This window comes from Streptomyces sp. NBC_00659 (assembly GCF_036226925.1).
GTDB lineage: Bacteria > Actinomycetota > Actinomycetes > Streptomycetales > Streptomycetaceae > Streptomyces.
Map to the genome: position 1 here is coordinate 6,028,687 of NZ_CP109031.1, position 21,855 is coordinate 6,050,541.

Genomic DNA, 21,855 nt, shown 5'->3' on the forward strand with positions numbered 1-21,855 from the left:
GCAGCAACTCCCTGGCCTACGAGTGTCCTTCGGCCGGGACGCGAACGCGAGGGGGCGTCGATCATTCGCCGCGATCGCGTGTGCCCGGCTCCGGAGTTCGCCCCCTCGGACGCACGAGCTCCGGCTGTTCATCGCGTGGGGCGCGGCCTTTGGAGAGAGCGAGGAACACGCAGGCGCAGGCGAGTCCCGCCTCCGCCACCGCGCAGGCCAGGGCCTGGACCAGAGGGGCGCCCGGCTGCGCGGTGGTTATGTCGAACCAGGCGTCGAGCACCGCGACGGCGGCCGTCGCCGAGGCGGTCAGCCGGGCGCGCGGATCGCGGCGCAGCCCCAGCACGGCGGTCGCCGCGCAGCCCGTGGCCATCAGCACGTCGAGTCCCGCCCAGGCCACCTGCCAGTTCCGCACCTCGGTGCTCGCCGGGAGCGTCCGCACGAGGAGCACCATCCACGGCACGAGCGCCACGGCGATGACACCGAGCAGCACCAGAGCCCAGTCGCTTCGCATGACGGCGCGATTCGTCTTCATGCCTCCACGATAGAACCACAGAGGAATTTCTGCAAAGAAAATTCTGCAGAACTAGTTCTGTGGAAGAGGTGGGCCGGAGATACCGTGTCCGTATGCCCGACCCCGAGCTGACCGGTCTCGAACGCACCGCCCTGTACAAGTCCCTCGGCAGCCCGCTGCGCCGCCGCATCCTCGACTACCTCGGCCGGCACGGCGAGGCGAACTCGACCGTGCTCGCCAGGGAACTCGGCGAGAGCTCCGGCACGACCAGCTACCACCTGCGCAAGCTGGCCGACCAGCATCTGATCGAGGAGATCGCGGAGAAGTCGGGCGGCCGTGAACGCTGGTGGCGGGCCCTGCCGTTCAGTCACACCACACCCGATCCGGCCACGATGGCCCCTGAGGAGCTCGCGGCCGCCGAGGGCGTGGCGCGCCTGAAGATCGAGATGGATACCGGGCTGTACCTCCGGGCGCACAAGGAGTACGCGGGGCCCGAGGGGTGGGCCCAGGTCCAGCGCTCCGGCAACTGGATGACCAGGGAAGAACTCCTGGACTTCGTACGCGAGTACCGGGCGCTCCTGGACCGGTACGGCCACGCTCGTGAAGACGCCCCCGACGGGGCGCGCCCGGTGCATCTGCGCTTCTACGCCGTCCCGGACGCCGTGGGAGAGTGGCAGGGTGAACCGACTGGCCCATGAGACGTCCCCGTATCTGCTCCAGCACGCCGACAACCCCGTCGACTGGTGGCCGTGGTCGGCCGAGGCCTTCGACGAGGCCCGCAGAAGCAACCGGCCCGTTCTGCTGAGCGTCGGATACAGCAGCTGCCACTGGTGTCATGTCATGGCCCACGAGTCCTTCGAGGACGAGGCGACTGCCGCCTATCTGAACGAGCACTTCGTCAGCGTCAAGGTCGACCGCGAGGAACGGCCGGATGTCGACGCCGTCTACATGGAGGCGGTGCAGGCGGCGACCGGGCAGGGCGGCTGGCCGATGACCGTGTTCCTCACCCCCGATGCCGAGCCCTTCTACTTCGGCACCTACTTCCCGCCCGAGCCGCGCCACGGCATGGCCTCCTTCCGGCAGGTGCTGGAGGGTGTGTCGACCGCCTGGAGCGACCGGCGGGACGAGGTCGCCGAGGTCGCCGGGAAGATCACGCGGGATCTCGCCGAGCGGGAGATGTCCTTCGGGGACAGCCGGGTGCCGGGCGAGGAGGAGCTGGCCGGCGCGCTGCTCGGGCTCACCCGGGACTACGACGCGGCGCGCGGCGGATTCGGCGGTGCGCCCAAGTTCCCGCCGTCCATGGTGATCGAGTTCCTGCTGCGCCACCACGCGCGGACCGGTTCCGAGGGCGCGCTTCAGATGGCCGTGGACACCTGTGAGCGGATGGCGCGCGGCGGTCTCTACGACCAGCTGGGCGGCGGATTCGCCCGCTATTCCGTCGACCGGGACTGGGTGATCCCCCACTTCGAAAAAATGCTCTATGACAACGCCCTCCTCTGCCGGGTCTACGCCCATCTCTGGCGTTCCACCGGGTCCGAGCTCGCGCGGCGGGTCGCGCTGGAGACGGCGGACTTCCTGGTGCGCGAACTCCGCACCGACGAGGGCGGGTTCGCCTCCGCGCTCGACGCCGACAGTGACGACGGCACCGGCAGGCACGTCGAGGGCGCCTACTACGTGTGGACGCCGGCGCAGTTGCGTGAGGTGCTCGGGGACGCGGACGCCGAGTTCGCGGCGCGGTACTTCGGGGTCACCGAGGAGGGCACCTTCGAGGAAGGGGCCTCCGTGCTGCAACTGCCGCAGCAGGAAGGAATCTTCGACGCCGAGAGGCTCGCCTCGGTACGGGAGCGGCTGCTCGCGGCACGGGCCGGGCGGCCCGCCCCGGGGCGCGACGACAAGGTGGTCGCCGCCTGGAACGGGCTCGCGGTGGCCGCCCTGGCGGAGACCGGCGCCTACTTCGGCCGCCCCGACCTGGTGGAGGCTGCGATCGGCGCCGCCGACCTGCTCGTACGGCTGCACATGGACGACCGGGCGCGCCTCGTCCGTACCAGCAAGGACGGCCGGGCCGGGGCCCACGCGGGGGTGCTGGAGGACTACGCGGACGTCGCCGAGGGCTTCCTCGCGCTGACGTCCGTGACCGGGGAAGGGGTCTGGCTGGAGTTCGCCGGGTTCCTGCTCGACCATGTCCTCGCGCAGTTCACGGACGCCGAGTCGGGTGCGCTGTACGACACGGCGGCCGACGCCGAGCGGCTGATCCGCCGCCCGCAGGATCCCACCGACAACGCGACGCCCTCGGGGTGGAGCGCGGCGGCCGGGGCGCTGCTGTCGTACAGCGCGCAGACCGGCGCGGAACCGCATCGCACCGCCGCCGAGCGGGCGCTCGGCGTGGTGAAGGCGCTGGGGCCCCGGGCGCCCCGCTTCATCGGGTGGGGGCTCGCGGTGGCCGAGGCGCTCCTCGACGGTCCCCGAGAGGTCGCGGTGGTGGGCGAGGCGGGCGATGCGGCCACAACGGCCTTGCGGCGTGCGGCACTTCTGGGCACCGCGCCGGGGGCCGTCGTGGCGGTGGGGGTGCCGGAGAGTGAGGAGCTGCCGCTGCTCGCCGGCCGTCCGCTGGTGGACGGGAAGCCGGCCGCGTACGTCTGCCGTAACTTCGTCTGCGACATCCCGACGACCGATCCCGACCGGCTTCGCGAGGTCCTGAACGGCCGAAACACGTAACCCCCAACCGGTCCAAACGCCCCCAGAGAACGATTTGTTCGGCAATTTGGCCGAGCATGATGAAACACGCTCTTCATCGGAGCAACCCGTGTCCTTCACAGATCGCCCATAGCTTCTGCGTGGGGTCGTGACAGCCATGACGTGCTGTCACGACGGGGGTTTGGGGATCTGGGGGGATCTGTTGCTGACGTCTGTCTTCATCACTGCCGTCTCACTGGCACTCTTCTGCATGGCGGCCTTCACCCTGTGGTGGCAGATGCACGCGTGGCGTACGCCCGAAGTGCTGGCTTCCACCCGGTTCAGCAGTCCGGACGGGGGTGAGAGCCTGTCCTTCTCGCTGCTGCTGCCCGCGCGGCACGAGCAGGCGGTGCTCGACCACACCATCCAGCGACTGCTGGAATCCGGCCACACCGACTTCGAGATCGTCGTGATCGTGGGTCACGACGATCCGGAGACCGCGGAGGTGGCCCGGAGCGCGGAGGCACGCGATGCGCGGGTGCGGGTCGTCGTCGACCACCACGAGACGAAGAACAAGCCGAAGGCCATGAACACCGCCCTGCCGCACTGCCGCGGCGATGTGGTCGGGGTCTTCGACGCCGAGGACCAGGTGCATCCGGAGCTGCTGGCCCACGTCGACCACGCGTTCCGCACGACGGGCGCGGACGTCGTCCAGGGCGGGGTGCAGCTCATCAACTTCCACTCCAGCTGGTACAGCCTGCGCAACTGCCTGGAGTACTTCTTCTGGTTCCGCTCGCGCCTTCATCTGCACGCGCAGAAAGGGTTCATACCGCTCGGCGGCAACACCGTCTTCGTACGGACGGAGGTCCTGCGGGAGGCCGGCGGTTGGGACCCCGACTGCCTGGCGGAGGACTGCGACCTGGGCGTACGCCTGTCCAGCGTCGGCAAGAAGGTCGTCGTCGCGTACGACTCCGACATGGTGACCAAGGAGGAGACGCCCGGCTCGCTGGTGTCGCTGCTCAAGCAGCGCACCCGGTGGAACCAGGGCTTCCTGCAGGTCTACCGCAAGCGCGACTGGAGACAACTGCCCACCTTCGGACAGCGGTTGCTCGCCCGCTACACGCTGATGACGCCGTACCTCCAGGCGGTCTCCGGGGTGATCATCCCGCTCAACGTGGCGGTCGCCCTCTTCCTCGACGTGCCCGTCGGGATCGCCTTCGTCACGTTCCTGCCGGCCGTGACCGCCCTGGTCACCTTCGTCTTCGAAATCGTCGGGCTGCACGACTTCGGCAAGCAGTACGGGCTTCGCGTGCGCTTCGTGCACTACCTGAAGCTCGTCGTCGGCGGCCCCTTCTACCAGGTGCTGCTGGCAGGTGCCGCCGTGCGCGCCGTCTGGCGTGAGCAACGGGGCCGCAACGACTGGGAGTTGACCAGTCACGTCGGCGCGCATCTCACCGACGCGATCCGAGAGGACGTTCCCGCGTGACCTCCACCCTTCCCGCGGCGACCACACCCACGGTCCCCGCGCAGCGGCCTCCTGCGCCCAAAATCGTCTCGACGTCCCTCGCGGCACCGCGGTTTCGCAGCTCGCGCGCCGATCTGATCCTGTGTGCGGTGCTGCTCGCCGCGATCCTCCTCGTGCAGGGCTGGAACATCTCCGCCTACCCGGCCCTCAGCGACGACGAGGGCACCTACCTCGCCCAGGCCTGGGCCGTCCAGCACGGCAAGGGCCTGGCCCACTACACGTACTGGTACGACCATCCGCCGCTCGGCTGGATCCAGATAGCCCTGCTGACCTGGATCCCCGCGCACATCAGCCCGTCCCTGATGACGGTGGGCTCGATGCGCTTCGCGATGCTCGTGGTCAGCGCGGTGAGCGCGGTCCTGCTGTACGTCCTCGCGCGCCGGCTGTCGCTGCCGCGGTGGGCGGCCGGGCTCGCGATGGTCCTCTTCGGGCTCTCGCCGCTCTCGGTCGTGCTCCAGCGGGAGATCTTCCTCGACAACATCGCGGTGATGTGGACGCTGCTCGCGTTCTGCCTGGCCGCCTCGCCGAGCCGTCATCTCTGGCACCACTTCGGCGCGGGCCTCGCGGCCGCCGCCGCCGTGCTGACCAAGGAGACGATGCTCGTCATCCTGCCCGCGCTGTTCGTCACGATGTGGCGGCACAGCCACCGCGACACCCGCAAGTTCGCGCTCACCGGCGCCGTCACGGCATGTGTGCTGATCGGCACCGCGTATCCGCTGTTCGCCCTGCTCAAGGGTGAGTTGTTCCCCGGCGGAGGACATGTCTCGCTCTGGGAGGGCATCACCTACCAGATGAGCCGCCCCGGTTCCGGATTCGTCCTGGAACGCGGCACCGGTTCGTACGGGGTCCTGCATTCCTGGCTGTACTACGACCGGGTCCTGCCGCTCGGCGGACTCGCGGGCGCGCTGCTGCTCCTGGTCACCTTCCGCTGGTCGGTGACGGCCCGCGCCCTGGCCGGGCCCGCGCTCACCGTGGCGGTCCTCGCCGTGGTGGCGCTGCGCCCGAACGGCTACCTGCCCGCGATGTACGTGATCCAGGCGCTCCCCTTCCTCGCCCTCGTCCTCGCCGGAGGCACCGCGAGCGTGGCCCACGCCGTGCTGCGCAGACGGCGGACCGAGCAGGAGCGGACGTATGTGACCTGGGGGCGGCGCGGGCTGGCCGCGGTACTGGTGGTGGCCGCGGGCGCCTATGTCGTGCCCCGCTGGTACGACGGTGACCGCACCGCCATGACGGCCGACGCCAACGCCCCCTACCGGGCGGCCTCCTCATGGCTGCGGACCGAGGTGAAGGACCCCGGGGACACCCGGGTCCTGGTCGACGACGCGCTCTGGCTCGACCTCGTGCACGACGGCTACCGGCCGGGCCTCGGCGTCATCTGGTTCTACAAGGCCGACCTCGACCCCGCGGTCACCAAGACGATGCCGCGGGGCTGGAAGGACCTCGACTACGTGGTCGCCTCCCCGACGGTACGGCGTGACGCGCCCGACCTGCCGAACGTGAAGGCCGCGATGGAGCACTCCACGCCTGTCGCCACGTTCGGCACGGGCGAGGACCGCGTCGAGATCCGGCGGATCGACGACAACGACGACACCACCACCACCGTCCGTTCTTCCGGAGGCGATCGATGAGCAGCTTCGAGAGCACCGCACCGCAGGAACTGGCCGATCCGGCCGTACGTGCCGCCGAGGTCCCGGAGCCGGGCGCCGTCACCGTCGTCGTACCGACCTTCAACGAGTCGGCGAACATAAGGCAGTTGCTGCGGCAGATCACCGAGTCCGTGCCGGCCCGGCTGCCCTGCGAGGTCGTCTTCGTGGACGACTCCACCGACGACACCCCCGAGGTGATCACCGAGGCGGCGCGGGACTGTCCGTTCCCGGTGACCGTGCTGCACCGCGAGACGCCCGAGGGCGGGCTCGGCGGCGCGGTCGTGGAGGGGCTGAAGGCGGCGACCTCCCAGTGGATCGTCGTCATGGACGGGGACTGCCAGCATCCGCCCTCCCTGATACCGGAGTTGATCGCCTCGGGGGAGCGTGCGAACGCGGGCCTCGTGGTCGCGAGCCGGTACATCAAGGGCGGCAGCCGGGAAGGGCTCGCGGGCGGCTACCGGATCGCGGTGTCGCGCGGAGCGACCTGGCTGACCAAGTCGCTCTTCCCGCGCAGGCTGCGGGGCATCAGCGATCCGATGAGCGGGTTCTTCGCGATCCGGCGCAGCGCGGTGACCGCCGAGGTCCTGCGGCCGCTCGGCTACAAGATCCTGCTCGAACTCGCCGTACGCAGCCGTCCCCGCCAGGTCACCGAGGTGCCGTTCGTCTTCCAGGACCGCTTCGCGGGAGAGTCCAAGTCGAGCGCGCGGGAGGGCTTCCGGTTCCTGCGCCATCTCGTCGGGCTGCGGACCGCCTCGCCGGTGGCCCGCATGGTGGTCTTCGGGCTGATCGGCGCCACCGGTTTCGTGCCGAACCTGCTCGGGCTGTACGCCCTCACGGCCGCCGGACTGCACTACGTACCGGCGGAGATCCTCGCCAACCAGCTCGGCGTGGCCTGGAACTTCCTGCTGATCGAGCATCTGCTGTTCCGGGAGCGACGCAAGCACCGCAGCCGCTGGGACCGCATGGGCCGGTTCGCGCTGCTCGCCAACGCCGATCTGCTGCTGCGCATCCCGCTGATCGCGCTCTTCGTCGACCGCTTCGACATGGGCGCCCTGTCCGCCACGGCACTGGCCCTGGTGACGACCTTCGTTCTGCGCTTCGCCGGCACCGAAGCGCTGGTCTATCTGCCGCGCCGCAGCCGCGAGAGCGGGCACGGAGGCCGTACCGCGAGGAGGACCGTGTGAGATTCCGGGTGAGACCGCGACGCAGAACGTCACTTCTGGCCGTGACAGGTCTGGCCGCCGGGCTGCTGCTCGTGTCACCGCAGCCCGCGTCGGCCGTCAACCTGGTCACGAACCCGGGCTTCGAGACCGCCGGCACGGACGGCATGCCGTCCTGCTGGGAGAAGTCCGGCTGGGGCGACAACGACTTCACCTTCGCGACCGTGACCGACGCCCATTCCGGTTCCCAGGCCATGAAGGTGACGCTGACGCGCCGGGTGGACGGCGACCGCAAGGCGCTGATCACCGAGTCCGCCGCGTGCGCGCCGGTGGTCACCGTGGGCAAGCAGTACGATCTCGGGCTCTACTACAAGACGACGACCCCGGACGCGGCGATCACGCTCTTCCGGCACGACACCACGGCGGGCTGGCAGTACTGGACCGACCTGAAGACCCTGGACATGGCGGCGGCCTGGACCGGGGCGACGGTGCGCACCCCGGTCGTCCCGGCGGGCACCGACCGGATCACCTGGGGCGTCTCTGTGTATGGCACGGGCTCCGCGACCACAGACGACTACACGATGGAACAGGTCTCCGACCCCGTTCCGCCGGCCACCTGTACCGGCACGGCCGAGGAGTGCGCGAACGGGAAGTGGACGGTCCTGCCGACCCAGAACCCGGTCCGCTCCATGCACTCCGTCGTCCTCAACAACGGCAAGGTGCTGCTGATCGCGGGCTCGGGGAACAGCGAGGAGAACTTCGCCGCGGGAACCTTCACGTCGGCGGTCTACAACCCGGCGACCGGCTCGTACAAGGTGATCCCCACCCCCAAGGACATGTTCTGCGCCGGGCACGTCCAGCTCGCCGACGGGCGGGTGCTGGTGATGAGCGGCAACAAGGCCTTCCCGGTCGTGGGCGGTCACGGCTACGAGGGGTACAAGGACTCGTACGTCTTCGACCCGGTCACCGAGACGTACGGCAAGACCAACGACATGAACGACGGTCACTGGTATCCGTCGGCGACCGAGCTGGGCAACGGCGACATCATCTCGTTCGGCGGTCTGCGCGAGGACTCGTCGGGTTCGGTGACCGCCGAGCGGTGGTCGAACGCCCAGCAGCAGTGGCTGCCGCTGTGGCAGGTCAACCAGACGTGGTCGTTCTGGGGCCTGTACCCGTCGATGATCCTGATGCAGGACGGCCGGCTCTTCTACTCGGGCAGCCATGTCTTCGGCAACGGCACCCCGGGCACCGGCTCGGCGATCTACGACTACGACGCCAACACCACGACCGCGGTCCCCGGGCTGCAGAACAAGGACGAGCGCGACCAGTCCGCGAGCGTGCTGCTGCCTCCCGCGCAGGACCAGAAGGTCCTCACCCTCGGCGGCGGCAACATCGACTCGAACCCGGCCGCGAACCGGCTCACCGACATCATCGACCTCAAGGCCGCCGACCCGGCGTACACGATGGGCCCGCCGATCCCGCAGGGCACGGTGGACCTCGGAACCGGCAAGGTCGCCCAGACCGGCGCCCAGGGGAAGATGTACGTCTCCGCCGTCCTGCTGCCCGACGGCAAGGTCCTGGAGACGGGCGGCGGACTGCACAACCGCGCCGACCCGGTCTTCGAGGCGTCGATCTTCGACCCGGCGACCTCGGCCTTCGACCCGGTGGCCGCCGACCCGGAGGCGCGCGGCTATCACTCCTCCGCGTTCCTGCTGCCCGACGGCCGCGTGATGGCCACCGGTGACAACCCGGGCAACGGCACCTGGAACCACGACGTGTCCATCTACACTCCGCCGTACCTCCTCAAGGGCACCCGCCCGACGATCACCTCGGTGATCGACAACGAGTGGGTGTACGGGGACACGCAGCGCATCACCGTCGACCGGCCCGTCGTGAAGGCGGAGTTGATCCGGCCGGCCGCCGTGACCCATTCCTCCGACCCCAATCAGCGGTTCGTGGACCTGCCGCTGAGCGTGGACGGCAACAACGTCGACCTCAATGTGACGAGCAACCCCAACATGGCGCCGCCCGGCTGGTACATGCTCTTCGCGGTCGACGCCAACGGCGTTCCGTCGGTGGCCAAGTGGGTGCATCTCCAGGGGCCGTCCGCGCTCGCGGGGGACACCGCCTCGGCGCACGTCCACTCCTTCGCCGACTCCCTCGAGGGCACCGTCACGGAGCCGGGCAGGAAGAAGACCTCGCAGAAGGTGTCCACGACCATCTCGGGCTGCGACCGCCACTACGGCACGGTCAACGTCTGTGTGCCGACGGTCTTCCCGGAGGGGGTGAAGAAGACGACGGCCTCCCGCTGCGCCTGGCTGAAGAAGAACGACTACGGGCGGCTGAGGATCAACGGCAAGGACGATCCGCTCGGACTCGACCCCAGCGGGGACGGGCTGGCCTGCGGGGCAAGGGATCTGATCAGGCGCTGAGTGTCATCCGCGGGGCTCCGGGGCCTGTCCCTCAGGTCCCGAACTCCGCGAGGGCGCGCTCCACGACGGTCTCCAGCCGGTCGTGGTGCGCGCCCTTCCAGTAGGCGCGCCCGCACTCGGCGCACTGCGCGAAGACGTCGTACGACCGCTCGGTGCCGCTCTCCAGCTGGTCCGCGACCTGTTCCTTGGTGGCCTTCGCGAGCAGGCCGTTGCACGCGGTGCAGCGCGACCAGGGTCTCAGCTCGGGCGCGAACCGGCCCAGGACGTCACGGAGTTGGTCGTCGGGCTGGGTGCTGTAGACGAAGCCGCCGGCCCACAGCTCGCGGCGGTGCAGCAGCCCGCGGTCACGGCTGAGCAGGACGCGCCGCTCGGCCGCCGAACGGGCGGCGAGCGCCGGGTCGCCGATGTCGGTGGACTCGTACGCCGTGTCGACGCCGAGCAGGCGCATCCGGCGGGCCAGGGTGCCGAGATGGACGTCCAGGAGGAAGCGCAGCGGCGCGCCGGGGACGCGCTGCGGGCGTTCGACGGCGCGGACCCGCACCGTCTCGTCCGCCGCCGGGATGTGCGAGAAGGGAACCTCGCGCCCGTCCACGACCAGGGCGCCGACCTCGGTGAGCGGGACGCCCAGCGACTCGACGACATGGCCGAGGGTGGAGGAGCCGTCGGTGCCGACGGGGCTGTTTCCCGTACGGCGGGCGTGCGGGACGAACAGCCCCAGTTCGGGGGCGAATTCGATGTGGATCTCCGGTCCGTTCACCCGGTCAGGATGTCATGCGGGGTGCGCCCCGGTCCCCCGGGTTCTGCGGCGGCAGACCGTGCTCCAGGACGTTCACGGTCCGCTCGACGAGATCGGCGAGGTCGTCCCCCTGCCCGGTCTCGGCCCAGTACATGGAGGTCTCCATCAGCCCGCCGATGAGCGACATCGCGAAGACCCGGACCTCCAGACTGTCCGGGTCCCGGCCGGAGCGCTCCCCGACGACCCGGCTCAGCAGCCGCCCGGTGACGGACATGCTCTCCATCATCCGGGAACGCACCGCGGGGACCTCGACCATCAGCCGTGTCCGGAGCCGGCTGATCTCGGGGTCCTCGGAGCTGCTGGCGCCGATGGCCTTCCTGATCACATGGCGCAGGGAGTCGAACCACGGCTCGTCGGCGGGGCGCTCGCGCAGTTCCTGTTCCAGGAGCGGGTCGTACTCGTCCGTGAGGACGATGTCCTCCTTGGTCGGGAAGTAGCGGAACACCGTGGACGGGGAGACCTCGGCCGCCTCCGCGATCTGCTCGACCGTCGTCGCGTCGTACCCCTGCCGCTCGATCAGCCGGTAGGTCGCCTCGCGGATCGCGACGCGGGTCTTCATCTTCTTCCGCTCGCGGAGCCCCGGCTGGGGCTCCGCGGCGGGAGCGGAACTCTGAGTGGTGGCGGCCATGGTTCCTATTGTCCGGCATCCGCCGGGGCAGGGGCCATGGCGGTGTCCTCCACGGGCACCGGGTCGGCCTGCCGCGGGCTCGGCAGCAGCGCCGCCGCCAGCAGCGCGGTGACCAGCGCCGCGATCCCGCTGACCAGCAGGACCAGATCCATGCCGTGGAGGTACGCGGCGTTCGCGGAGGCGGCGAGGGCCGGGTCGCCGAGCCGCTCCGCGACCACATGGGCGCCGACCACCGAGCCGTCGGCGGCGTCCGCAGCGGCACGCGGCAGCGCGGACGTGTCGAGACGGTCGGCGTACGTGCTCGCCAGCAGGGAGCCGAGCAGGGCGATACCGATCGCGCTGCCCACCTGGCGCACCGTCATCAGCAGCCCGGAGCCGCTGCCGGCCCGGTCGCGGGGGAGTTCGCCGAGGGCGGCGGACATGGCGGGCACCACGGCGAAACCGAAGCCGAGCCCGGCGACGGACAGCCACAGTGCCGTGGCGCCGTACCCGTCGTCGACGGTCGTACGGCTGCCGAGGAACGCAGCGAAGGCGAGGACGACGAGACCCGCGCTGATCACCGAGCGCGCCCCGATGCGGGCGACCAGCGGCTGCGCGCCCCGGGAGGCGACCAGCAGTCCGCCCATCATCGGCAGCATCCGGACCCCGGTCGCCAGCGCGTCGTGTCCGAGCACCGCCTGGAGGTACTGCGGCAGTACGAACATCAGGCCGGACAGGACGAACATGACGAGTGTCGCGGCGAGGGCGTTGAGCAGGAAGCCGCGCTGGGCGAGCAGGGAGAGATCGAGCATCGGCCGGGGGCTGCGGCGTTCGCGGACGACGAGCAGCGCGATCAGGAGGACGGAGGCGGCGAAGCAGCCGAGGACGAGCGGGTCGCCCCAGCCGCGGGACGGGGCCTCGATGATGGCGTAGATCAGGACGCTGAGGCCGACCGCGGTGAGCGCGGTGGAGAGCGCGTCGACCTTGGGCGATGCCGGGTCCCTGGTCTCGGGGAGCAGGAAGGCGCAGGCGGTGATCCCGATGGCCGCCATCGGGATGTTGACCAGGAAGACCGAGCCCCACCAGAAGTGGTTCAGGAGCCAGCCGCCGATGATCGGGCCGAGCGGCAGACCGAGCGCCGAGGCGGCGGAGACGGCTCCGACCGCCTTGGTGCGCTCGTCGGGTCCGAACAGCGAGGGCAGGACGGCGAGCGCGAGCGGCATCACCAGCGCGCCGCCGACACCCATCAGGGCGCGGGCGGCGATCACCCAGGTGACATCGTCGACGAGGGTGCCGACCAGGGAGCCGGCGAGGAAGACCGCGAGGCCCGTGATGAGCATCCGGCGCCGCCCGAAGCGGTCGCCGAGCAGGCCCGCCGGGAGCATCAGCGAGGCGAAGACCACGACGTACGCGTCCGCCATCCACTGCTGCTCCCCGGTGGACGCGCCGAGGTCCCGGGCCATCGTCGGCAGCGCCACATTGAGGATCGTCATGTCGAAGCCGAGCGCGAGCATGCTCGCGACCAGGGCCCCGAGGGCCCACCAGCGTCGGGGGTCGCGCCGTACGGCGCCGTCCTGCGTGAGAGTCACCATGAAATGAGAGTAACTCCCAAAAGCTAGGTGATGTCAATCGAGTACGACTTTCAGGCCACTGGTGGGTGTCGTCGCGGCGGAGGCGCGAGGGCCGGACGGTGGCCGGAAAACGCGCAGTGGCCGCGGCTGGGGAGCCGCGGCCACTGAGGAAGGAGAGTCGGGGGGATCAGCCGTGCTGGTAGGCCACCAGGGAGATGCCGACGTAGTGCACGATGAACGCCGCGAGGGTCAGGGAGTGGAAGACCTCGTGGAATCCGAACCAGCGCGGTGACGGGTTGGGCTTCTTGATGCCGTAGATCACTCCGCCGGCGCTGTAGAGCAGCCCGCCGACGATCACCAGGACGAGGACGGCGATGCCGCCCGTGCGCATGAAGTCGGGCAGGAAGAACACGGCTGCCCAGCCCATCGCGATGTAGCAGGGCGTGTAGAGCCAGCGCGGGGCGCCGACCCAGAACACCCGGAAGACGATGCCCGCCGCCGCGGCGGCCCAGATGCTCCACAGGAGCCACTGCCCCTTGGCCTCCGGCAGCAGCAGCATGGTCAGCGGTGTGTAGGTGCCCGCGATGATCAGGAAGATGTTCGCGTGGTCGAGTCTGCGCAGGACGCCGTCCATGCGCGGGCTCCAGTCGCCGCGGTGGTAGAGGGCGCTCACGCCGAACAGCAGGCAGGCCGTCAGAGCGAAGATCCCGCAGGCGATACGTCCGCGGGGCGAGTCCGCCAGGGCGGTGAGGACCAGTCCGGAGACGAGGGCGGCCGGAAACATGCCGAGGTGCAGCCAGCCGCGGAGCTTGGGCTTGATCTCTTCCGACAGGGAGTGCGCGACAGAGACATGGCCGGCGGCCGGCGTGTCCGTGGGCGCGTCGGGGACGGACGCAGTCATGCGCCGAATCGTACCTACGGAACCGTAAGTTACGCGTCAGTCCCACGTAAGCGAGTCGCGATAGTGGCCATGATCTCACGGCGCCGACGGGATCCAGGGGGTACTCGCGGTGAACCCCGGGTGAGCGGGCGGAAACCCCCCTGGAAGTGGCGATGCTCACTCCGCTCAGTTGTGAGGCCCTCTGGACATATGCGCGACACGGTCGGATCATCAAATGAGTGCGGTCGGCACCGGATGAGCGCCAGGGGTTCCATCACCGTGAAGCATCCGGGTCGCAGCCCCCACGGGGCATGACAACAAAACCCCCTCATTTAGGAGCAATCGTGGCGCGCGACATCGCGGCTCCCGTCCCGACCAACCACAAGGAACTGATCTCGTGGGTCAACGAGATCGCCGAACTGACCGAGCCGGACAGTGTGGTCTGGTGTGACGGATCCGAGGCCGAGTACGAGCGACTGAGCGAGGAGCTCGTCCGCAAGGGCACCTTCAAGAAGCTCGACCCGATCAAGCGCCCCAACTCGTACTACGCCGCTTCCGACCCGACCGATGTCGCGCGGGTCGAGGACCGGACGTTCATCTGCTCCGAGAAGGAGGAGGACGCGGGCCCGACCAACCACTGGAAGGCTCCCGCCGAGATGCGGGAGATCTTCCAGGGCGAGGGCGGCCAGGGCGGCGTCTTCCGCGGCTCGATGCGCGGCCGCACGATGTACGTGGTCCCGTTCTGCATGGGCCCGCTCGGCTCGGACCTCTCCGCGATCGGCGTCGAGATCACCGACTCCGCCTACGTCGCCGTGTCCATGCGCACCATGACCCGTATGGGACAGCCCGTCCTGGACGAACTCGGTACCGACGGGTTCTTCGTGCGTGCCGTGCACACGCTCGGAGCGCCGCTGGCCGAGGGCGAGGCGGACGTGCCGTGGCCCTGCAACTCCACGAAGTACATCTCGCACTTCCCCGAGACCCGCGAGATCTGGTCGTACGGCTCCGGCTACGGCGGCAACGCGCTCCTCGGCAAGAAGTGCTACGCCCTGCGCATAGCCTCCGTGATGGCGCGCGACGAGGGCTGGCTCGCCGAGCACATGCTGATCCTCAAGCTGACGCCGCCGCAGGGCGAGTCGAAGTACGTCGCCGCCGCGTTCCCGAGCGCCTGCGGCAAGACCAACCTCGCCATGCTGGAGCCCACGATCTCCGGCTGGACGGTCGAGACCATCGGCGACGACATCGCCTGGATGCGGTTCGGCGAGGACGGCCGCCTCTACGCGATCAACCCCGAGGCCGGCTTCTTCGGTGTCGCGCCCGGTACCGGTGAGCACACCAACGCCAACGCGATGAAGACGCTGTGGGGCAACTCCGTCTTCACCAACGTCGCGCTCACCGACGACAACGACATCTGGTGGGAGGGCATGACGGAGGAGACTCCGGCACACCTGACCGACTGGAAGGGCAACGACTGGACCCCGGAGTCCGCCACGCCCGCCGCGCACCCCAACGCCCGCTTCACCACGCCCGCCTCGCAGTGCCCGATCATCGCGCCCGAGTGGGAGGACCCCAAGGGCGTGCCGATCTCGGCGATCCTCTTCGGCGGCCGCCGCGCCACGGCCGTCCCGCTGGTGACGGAGTCCTTCGACTGGAACCACGGTGTCTTCCTCGGCGCGAACGTCGCCTCCGAGAAGACCGCCGCCGCCGAGGGCAAGGTCGGCGAGCTGCGCCGCGACCCCTTCGCCATGCTGCCGTTCTGCGGCTACAACATGGGCGACTACATGGGTCACTGGGTCGACGTCGCCAAGGACAAGGACCAGGCGAAGCTCCCGAAGATCTACTACGTGAACTGGTTCCGCAAGAACGACGCGGGCAAGTTCGTCTGGCCCGGCTTCGGCGAGAACAGCCGTGTCCTGAAGTGGATCGTCGAGCGCCTCGACGGCAAGGCCGAGGGCGTCGAGACCCCGATCGGCGTCCTGCCGACCCGCCAGGCCCTCGACACCGACGGTCTGGAACTGGCCGAGTCCGACCTCGACTTCCTGCTCACGGTCGACAAGGAGGTCTGGCGCGAGGAGGCCGCCCTGGTCCCCGAGCACCTCAACACCTTCGGCGAGCACACGCCGACGGAGCTGTGGGACGAGTACCGCGCCCTGGTGCAGCGCCTGGGCTGACGCCCCCTGTGACTCCGCGGCCGACCCGAGTTGCCCTGACCTGCGACCTTTGCGGCGGTCGGCCGCGGTGACAGCACCCGCCGGGGTTCCGCGCACATCTGTGCGGGACCCCGGCTTTTTCGTCCCCTCCGCCCCTGCCCGTGCCGGAACGGCTGAAAAAGCACGGATTTCGCGGGACACTCCTGACATCCTGCAGTGACCCCCGAAATGAGGTGGGCGGGGTGCGTACGCCTGTCAGCGACCCCATGAAGATCGGTCCGTACCGCATCGTGGGCCGGCTCGGCTCCGGTGGCATGGGATGGGTGTATCTCGGCCGTTCGCCCGCCGGGCGCGAGGTCGCGGTGAAGGTGGTGCGGCCCGAACTGGCCGCGGAGCGCGAGTTCCGGGAGCGCTTCGCGCGCGAGGTCGCCGCGGCGCGCGTGGTCAGCGGCGCCTACACCGCGGCCGTGGTCGACGCCGACACCGAGGCCGAACTGCCCTGGCTGGCCACGCTGTACGTGCCCGGTCCCTCGCTCGCCGAGGCGGTCCGGACCGACGGTCCCCTGCCCGAGCCGCAGGTACGACGGCTCGGCGCGGGCCTGGTCGAGGCGCTCCAGGCCATCCACGCCGCACGCGTGGTGCACCGGGATCTCAAACCGGCCAACGTGCTCCTCGCCTCGGACGGACCGCGCGTCATCGACTTCGGGATCTCCCGCGTGGACGGCGCCCCCGGCCTCACCCAGGTCGGCGTCGTCGTCGGCACCCCGCCCTTCATGTCGCCCGAGCAGATCAAGGGCGCCGCGGTGGGCCCGCAGAGCGATGTCTTCTCCCTCGGCGGGGTCCTGGTGTACGCGCTCACCGGGCGGCCGCCGCACGGCAGCGGAGAGGCCGTGCGCCACCGTGTCGTCTTCGCCGAACCCGGACTCGACGGCATCGTGGGGCCGCTGCGGGATCTGGTCGCGCGCTGTCTGGCCAAGCATCCCGAGGACCGGCCACGACTGGACCTGCTCCTGGCCGGGTTGCTGGAGGAGGAGCCCCGCCAGGCGGAGTGGCCACCGCCCACGGTCGCCCTCAGCATCAAGGCGCGCACCCAGGACCTGGTCAAGCGCCGCAAGCAGAGCTCCAGCGTGTCCGTACCCTCCTGCCTGCTGTCGCACGCCCAGGCGCTGCTCGACGCCGGACTGACCGACGCGATGGTCGCCGAGGCGGTGGTCCGTGGCGACGCCTGACCCCTTTCCCGGCGGCGGCCGGGAGATCCTGGAAATCGGAACGCACTGGCGGCAGTTGGTGCAGACCTGGGTGGCCAGGCGGAATTTCCACACGGTGACCGACACCGTTTCCGTCTCCATGAGATTCGACCTCGAGGAAACGGGCCGGATGGTCACCGTCCGGTTCATGACGACCAAGAGATTGTTGGTCGCATTCGCCACCGACGGACATTTCCTGCGCAAGGACCAACTGGCCCTCGCCGCCGCCGCGTCGAACGCGTGGAACACCGAACAGCTCCACCCCATGCTGTCCGTATGGGACGTACGGGGACCGCGTCCCTGTCTCGCGGGAGTGTGCGATCTTCCCCTGACCTGTCGCATGACGCAAACAGATTTCGATGCTTTGGCCAGTGATTGGGTGGAGCGGGCGAGACAAATGTTCACCCGATGCCATCAGGTGTTCGAGTTGTAGAAGTGATGCCCGCCGCGTTTCTCAAACCCTTTCGGACACCCTCCGGTTTCCGCCACTATGGGCGAGTGCCTTTCCGGGCCACGGGGGTGTTTTCTTAGGGCCATGGGGGGTCTTTTCATGCGGCGTCGGATTTCCCTCGTCATAGTGTCCGGACTCCTGGCCGCGTTCGCTCCGGCGGTGCCCGCCGCGGCCGGCGAGCCGTGCGGCGGCACCTTCGACCGGCACCTCGGCTGCTGGGCCGACTGGATCGGCGAGGGAACGGTGCGCGTCACCCTCGACCGGACCCTGCCGTTCGACGGCGCCGCCGACCGCCGCGAGCCCTTCGAGCGGACCCTGTCGGCCCACAGCGAGAGGCTCCTGGTCGAGGTGCCCTCGCGCATCCACACCGGGCAGGGCGGAACGGCACTTCTCGTGCTGGCGGACCGCAAGGGCAGGCTCGTCGCGGACGACGCCGTCATCGACCCGCTGAAGCCCGGGACCGTGGCCGAACTGGCCGCACACGGAGCCTGCCACCCCAAGGAGACGGGGGACCTGTGCGCCCGGCTCGGCAAGGGCGACTCGCTGACCGGGGCCGACCTGGTCCGCCTGGGCCTGGCCGGCGACCTCTCCCGCACGGACACCGTCAGCGGCTCCGGGGCCGGCTCGTCCGCGACCCCCACAGGTGAGACCGCCGCCGGCAAACAGGAGCAAGAGCAAGAGCAAGGGCAAGGGCAAGGGCAAGAGCAAGGGCAAGGGCAAGGGCAAGAGCAAGGGCAAGAGCAAGGGCAGGGGCCGACCCAGGAGCAGGAGCAGGAGCAGGTGACCGGGAACGGCGGCAACACCGGCCCGGACCCCGGTACCGCCCCCGACCCCGGCGACGACGCCGGCTGGGACACCGCCACCGCGGTGCTCACCGTCCTGTGCGCCGTACTCGTCCTCCTGCTCGGCCTGCTGCTCTTCCTGATCCGCCGCTCCGCCCGGTCCGTCGCCGTCGGTGCCCTGTCCAGGCGCTCGCTCGCCGCACAGGGCGTCGGCGCCGTACCGGCCGCCGCGACGCCCCGTCCCCGTACCCGCCCCCGTACGCAGATGCCCGACGAGGCCACCACCCGGACCCGTGCCCGGATGCCCGACGAAGCCACCACCCGCCTCCGGGCCACGCCCGCGCCCCGCAGCCACGGACGGCACGTCGGCAACGTACCGGGCCCCGCCCGGCCCGCCGTCGTACGCACCGAACTGCACCCGCAGGGATATGTCGAGGTGGAGCACGTGCTGTACCGGGCGGTGTGGGCCGAACCGGGCCGGCCGCCGCCCGCGCCCGGCGGACTCGTCGATGTCACCGAGGCGGGGGAGCGGGACTCCGACGTCCTCTACGCGTTCCCGCCCACAGCCGGACGGCACGCCAAAGCCACCAGGCCCTGAGACCAGGAGAGATCCCCATGCACAGCGACTACCCGCCCACGCTGCCGGCGGAGTACGCCGACATCGAGTTCGAGAACAACGCGCAGCGGCTGCCGCTCGTCCTGTGCCTCGACATCTCCAGCTCCATGGCGGGTCAGCCCATCCAGACGCTCAACAACGCGCTCGCCGAGTGGACCCGGGAACTGCACGACGACGTCAGCCTCAGCTACAGCGTCGAGGTCGCCGTGGTCACCTTCGGCGGCCCCGGCGTCACCGCCTGGCGCGGACCCCAGCTCCTGCCCCCGCACGCGCCGGTGAGCCCCTTCGTGCCGGCGCACATGTTCCACCCGCCGCAGCTCGCCGCCGCCGGGGTCACCCTGATGACCGAGGCCCTGGAACTGTCGATGAACATCATCGCCGCCCGCAAGGCCGAGCTGCGCGCCTCCGGACTCCAGTACTACCGGCCGCAGATCTGTCTCGTCACCGACGGACTGCCCACCGATGCCACGGGTCATCTCACCGACTCCTGGCACCGGTTGATCCCGGTCCTCGCCGACGAGCAGCAGGCCCGCCGCTTCCGGCTGTACGCGATCGGGGTCGGCGGCATCACGGACCGGGGCGAGCAGGTGCTCCGGTCCTTCGCGCCGAAGTTCAACGCCCGGCTCCAGGGATTCCCGTTCCGCGAGCTGCTCCAGATGATGTCCGCGAGCGCCAACGCCGAGCAGAAGGGCGCGGGTGACGAGGTCTTCGAGAAGATCTTCAGCCAGTTCAAGACGCAGCGCCCGGCCTGGGAATCCTGACTGATGACCCGATGGGAATCCTGACTGATGACCGCAGCCGACGAGAGGGACACGCCGTGGCGGATCCACGGAATGAGCGTCGAGGGATACCGGCACCGCCGTCAGGGGCAGCCCTGCCAGGACGCCTGCGCGCACACGGTGAGGGCGTCCGTCGCGGTCCTCGCCGTCGCCGACGGCGCGGGCAGCCGGCCGCGTTCGGAGGAGGGCGCCCGGCTCGCGGTCGACCTGGCCACCGAGCACTTCGCGCGCCGGGCCGCCAGCGCGGCGGACCGGCGTCCCGGCAAGGCGGTGCGCGAGCTTCTGCGGGACGCCTTCCACGACGTCTCCAAGGTGTTCCTGGACCGCACGGGCGCCGACGCGGCGGACTTCGCGACCACGCTCACCGTGGTCGTGCTCGCGCGCGGCTGGCTCGGTCATCTGTCCGTGGGGGACGGCTTCGTCGTCCTGCGGGCCGGTACGGAGGACGGTGAGCGGCAGTTCCATCTGCTGCCGCAGCCGGCCGCGGCCAGCGAGTACAGCAACGAGACGGTCTTCCTCACCTCGCCGGACGCGGCCCGCTGGGTGCACACCGACTGCGTGTCCGACAACGGGATCGACGGGGTGCTGCTGTCCACCGACGGACTGGCGCAGGCCGCGCTCAACCGGTCCACGGGCGGCGCGCTGTCCCCGAACACGTCCTTCGCCGAGGCCGTGTTCCGCTCGCTCGACGCCCCCGGTCCGGTGACCGCGAGCGCCCACGAGGGCCTGGGGACCCTGCTCCGCTCGGACCGGCTCACCGCCCTCAACGCCGACGACAAGACCCTGCTGCGGGCCGTGCTCAAGGCGCGGCCATGAGCGGCCGCACCGTGTTCCTGGACGGCAAGCCGGTCACCCTCGCCGAGCTGCCCCTGAAGGGCGGCGGTCAGGCGGCCGTCTTCCCGGTCGTCGGCGACGACGGCATCGTCGTCAAGCTGTACCGCGAGACGCCGGGCCCCAAGGAGGAACAGCGGCTGAAGCGGATGCTGACCATGTCCCCGCTCGTGACCCGTCCCACCGACGCCTCCCAGCCGCCCGAACTGGCCTGGCCGACCGCCCTCGCCCGCGGCCCGCAGGGCGAGTTCCTCGGCTACGCCATGCGCCGCTTCGGCGAGCCCCAGCACGTCCAGCTCATCGGCCTGTTCACCCGAGCCCAGCGCCTCAAGCTGTTCGCCGACCGGGCCGACTGGCGCTTCCTGCTCGGCGTCGCCTGGAACCTCGCCTTCATGACCGCGCGCATGCACTACGACAATCTCGTCATCGGCGACTTCTCCAGCAGCAACGTCGTCGTCGACGCCAACGGCTTCGTCACGTTCCTCGACTGCGACTCCATCGCCTTCAGCGACCCGGTGACCGGGGAGCTGTTCCCGTGCCTGATGCACACCACCGACTACTCGTCCCCCGAGCGGCAGGCAGGCGGCCCCGCCACCCGCGCCACCGACGAATTCGCCCTCGCGGTCCTCGTCTACCAGCTCCTGACGGCCGGGAACCACCCCTTCGGCGGCGTCCCGCACGACAGCGCGTCCGAGTCGACCGTCAAGGACAACATCGCCGCCAGCATCTCCTACGTCGTGCGCCCCGAACGGGTCGTCATCCCGCGCGGCACCATCGACCCCTCCGTGCTCCCGCCCGAACTCCTCGCGCTGGCCCGCACCGCCTTCGGCCCCGGTGTGCACGACCCCGCCACGCGGCCCTCCGCGGAGGCGTGGCTGCGCGCCCTGGACAAGGAGCGCGCGCTGGTACGGGTCTGCCCGGCCCGCCCGCTGCACGCGTTCGGCTCGCATCTGACCTCGTGCCCCTGGTGCACCCGGGCGGCGCTCACCGGGCACGACGTGTTCAACGTCCCGGTGACGGTCCCGGGGCCCGGCGTGCCCCAGCCGCCGCCGCCCGTGCCGACGCCGGGTGAGCCGTGGCCCACGGGGCTGAAGGTGGCGCTGCTGATCCTGGCGATCGTGATCCTGGCGGTGATCGTGGCGAACGCCTGAGCCGCTGGAGCCCCCGGAGCCCCCGGAACCGTGGGTGGCCGTGGGCGGCCGAGGTC

18 protein-coding genes are annotated in these 21,855 nt (G+C 70.3%); 13 read left to right on the forward strand and 5 right to left on the reverse strand.

Annotated features, from left to right (window positions below; all coding sequences use genetic code 11):
* Positions 1-61: 61 nt before the first annotated feature.
* Positions 62-523: a hypothetical protein gene (locus OG410_RS26415; protein WP_329301418.1), complete on the reverse strand. Its 462-nt coding sequence runs from the start codon at positions 521-523 to the stop codon at positions 62-64.
* Between the two features lie 92 nt (positions 524-615).
* On the opposite strand from OG410_RS26415, the gene OG410_RS26420 reads away from it, so the two are divergent.
* The 6 genes from OG410_RS26420 to OG410_RS26445 all read left to right on the forward strand — a co-directional run bounded on the left by OG410_RS26420 (position 616) and on the right by OG410_RS26445 (position 9,938).
* Complete coding sequence (locus tag OG410_RS26420) at positions 616-1,200, forward strand: ArsR/SmtB family transcription factor (RefSeq protein WP_329301419.1); 585 nt, start codon at positions 616-618, stop codon at positions 1,198-1,200.
* A complete protein-coding gene (locus OG410_RS26425; RefSeq protein ID WP_329301420.1) occupies positions 1,181-3,217 on the forward strand; it encodes a thioredoxin domain-containing protein in 2,037 nt (678 codons plus the stop codon). The genes OG410_RS26420 and OG410_RS26425 overlap by 20 nt, the downstream gene beginning before the upstream one ends.
* 181 nt (positions 3,218-3,398) lie before the next feature.
* Positions 3,399-4,661: a glycosyltransferase gene (locus tag OG410_RS26430; protein ID WP_329301421.1), complete on the forward strand. Its 1,263-nt coding sequence runs from the start codon at positions 3,399-3,401 to the stop codon at positions 4,659-4,661.
* On the forward strand, positions 4,658-6,328 hold the full coding sequence (locus tag OG410_RS26435) for an ArnT family glycosyltransferase (RefSeq protein WP_329301422.1): 1,671 nt from the start codon (positions 4,658-4,660) through the stop codon (positions 6,326-6,328). The genes OG410_RS26430 and OG410_RS26435 overlap by 4 nt, the downstream gene beginning before the upstream one ends.
* A complete protein-coding gene (locus OG410_RS26440) occupies positions 6,325-7,530 on the forward strand; it encodes a glycosyltransferase family 2 protein (RefSeq protein WP_329301423.1) in 1,206 nt (401 codons plus the stop codon). Before OG410_RS26435 ends, OG410_RS26440 begins: the two co-directional genes overlap by 4 nt.
* A 143-nt stretch (positions 7,531-7,673) precedes the next feature.
* Positions 7,674-9,938: a galactose oxidase early set domain-containing protein gene (locus tag OG410_RS26445; protein ID WP_329304257.1), complete on the forward strand. Its 2,265-nt coding sequence runs from the start codon at positions 7,674-7,676 to the stop codon at positions 9,936-9,938.
* 31 nt (positions 9,939-9,969) lie between these two features.
* Here the strand turns inward: OG410_RS26445 and OG410_RS26450 are convergent, their stop codons facing one another.
* The 4 genes from OG410_RS26450 to trhA form a co-directional block, all read right to left on the reverse strand.
* Positions 9,970-10,695: a Mut7-C RNAse domain-containing protein gene (locus OG410_RS26450; protein ID WP_329301424.1), complete on the reverse strand. Its 726-nt coding sequence runs from the start codon at positions 10,693-10,695 to the stop codon at positions 9,970-9,972.
* A gap of 4 nt (positions 10,696-10,699) precedes the next feature.
* A complete protein-coding gene (locus tag OG410_RS26455; protein WP_329301425.1) occupies positions 10,700-11,362 on the reverse strand; it encodes a TetR/AcrR family transcriptional regulator in 663 nt (220 codons plus the stop codon).
* Positions 11,363-11,367: 5 nt separating this feature from the next.
* Positions 11,368-12,933 carry an MFS transporter gene (locus OG410_RS26460; RefSeq protein WP_329301426.1) on the reverse strand — a complete coding sequence of 522 codons (1,566 nt, stop codon included), beginning with the start codon at positions 12,931-12,933 and terminating at the stop codon, positions 11,368-11,370.
* Positions 12,934-13,099: 166 nt separating this feature from the next.
* A complete protein-coding gene (trhA, locus tag OG410_RS26465; protein WP_329301427.1) occupies positions 13,100-13,813 on the reverse strand; it encodes a PAQR family membrane homeostasis protein TrhA in 714 nt (237 codons plus the stop codon).
* 323 nt (positions 13,814-14,136) lie between these two features.
* Here trhA and OG410_RS26470 point away from each other — a divergent pair, with 323 nt between their 5' ends.
* The 7 genes from OG410_RS26470 to OG410_RS26500 all read left to right on the forward strand — a co-directional run bounded on the left by OG410_RS26470 (position 14,137) and on the right by OG410_RS26500 (position 21,799).
* Positions 14,137-15,963 (forward strand): phosphoenolpyruvate carboxykinase (GTP), encoded by a 1,827-nt coding sequence (locus OG410_RS26470; protein WP_329301428.1) that lies wholly within the window; start codon positions 14,137-14,139, stop codon positions 15,961-15,963.
* A gap of 221 nt (positions 15,964-16,184) precedes the next feature.
* Positions 16,185-17,171 carry a serine/threonine-protein kinase gene (locus OG410_RS26475; protein WP_329301429.1) on the forward strand — a complete coding sequence of 329 codons (987 nt, stop codon included), beginning with the start codon at positions 16,185-16,187 and terminating at the stop codon, positions 17,169-17,171.
* Positions 17,158-17,622, forward strand: a complete 465-nt coding sequence (locus tag OG410_RS26480; RefSeq protein WP_329301430.1) for a hypothetical protein — start codon at positions 17,158-17,160, stop codon at positions 17,620-17,622. Before OG410_RS26475 ends, OG410_RS26480 begins: the two co-directional genes overlap by 14 nt.
* Positions 17,623-17,766: 144 nt before the next feature.
* Entirely contained in the window at positions 17,767-19,020 is a 1,254-nt protein-coding gene (locus OG410_RS26485) for a hypothetical protein (RefSeq protein WP_329301431.1), read from the forward strand.
* 17 nt (positions 19,021-19,037) lie between these two features.
* Positions 19,038-19,799: a vWA domain-containing protein gene (locus tag OG410_RS26490; RefSeq protein ID WP_328448780.1), complete on the forward strand. Its 762-nt coding sequence runs from the start codon at positions 19,038-19,040 to the stop codon at positions 19,797-19,799.
* 27 nt (positions 19,800-19,826) lie between these two features.
* Positions 19,827-20,633 carry a PP2C family serine/threonine-protein phosphatase gene (locus tag OG410_RS26495; protein ID WP_329301432.1) on the forward strand — a complete coding sequence of 269 codons (807 nt, stop codon included), beginning with the start codon at positions 19,827-19,829 and terminating at the stop codon, positions 20,631-20,633.
* On the forward strand, positions 20,630-21,799 hold the full coding sequence (locus OG410_RS26500) for a hypothetical protein (RefSeq protein WP_329301433.1): 1,170 nt from the start codon (positions 20,630-20,632) through the stop codon (positions 21,797-21,799). The genes OG410_RS26495 and OG410_RS26500 overlap by 4 nt, the downstream gene beginning before the upstream one ends.
* Positions 21,800-21,855 lie beyond the last annotated feature (56 nt).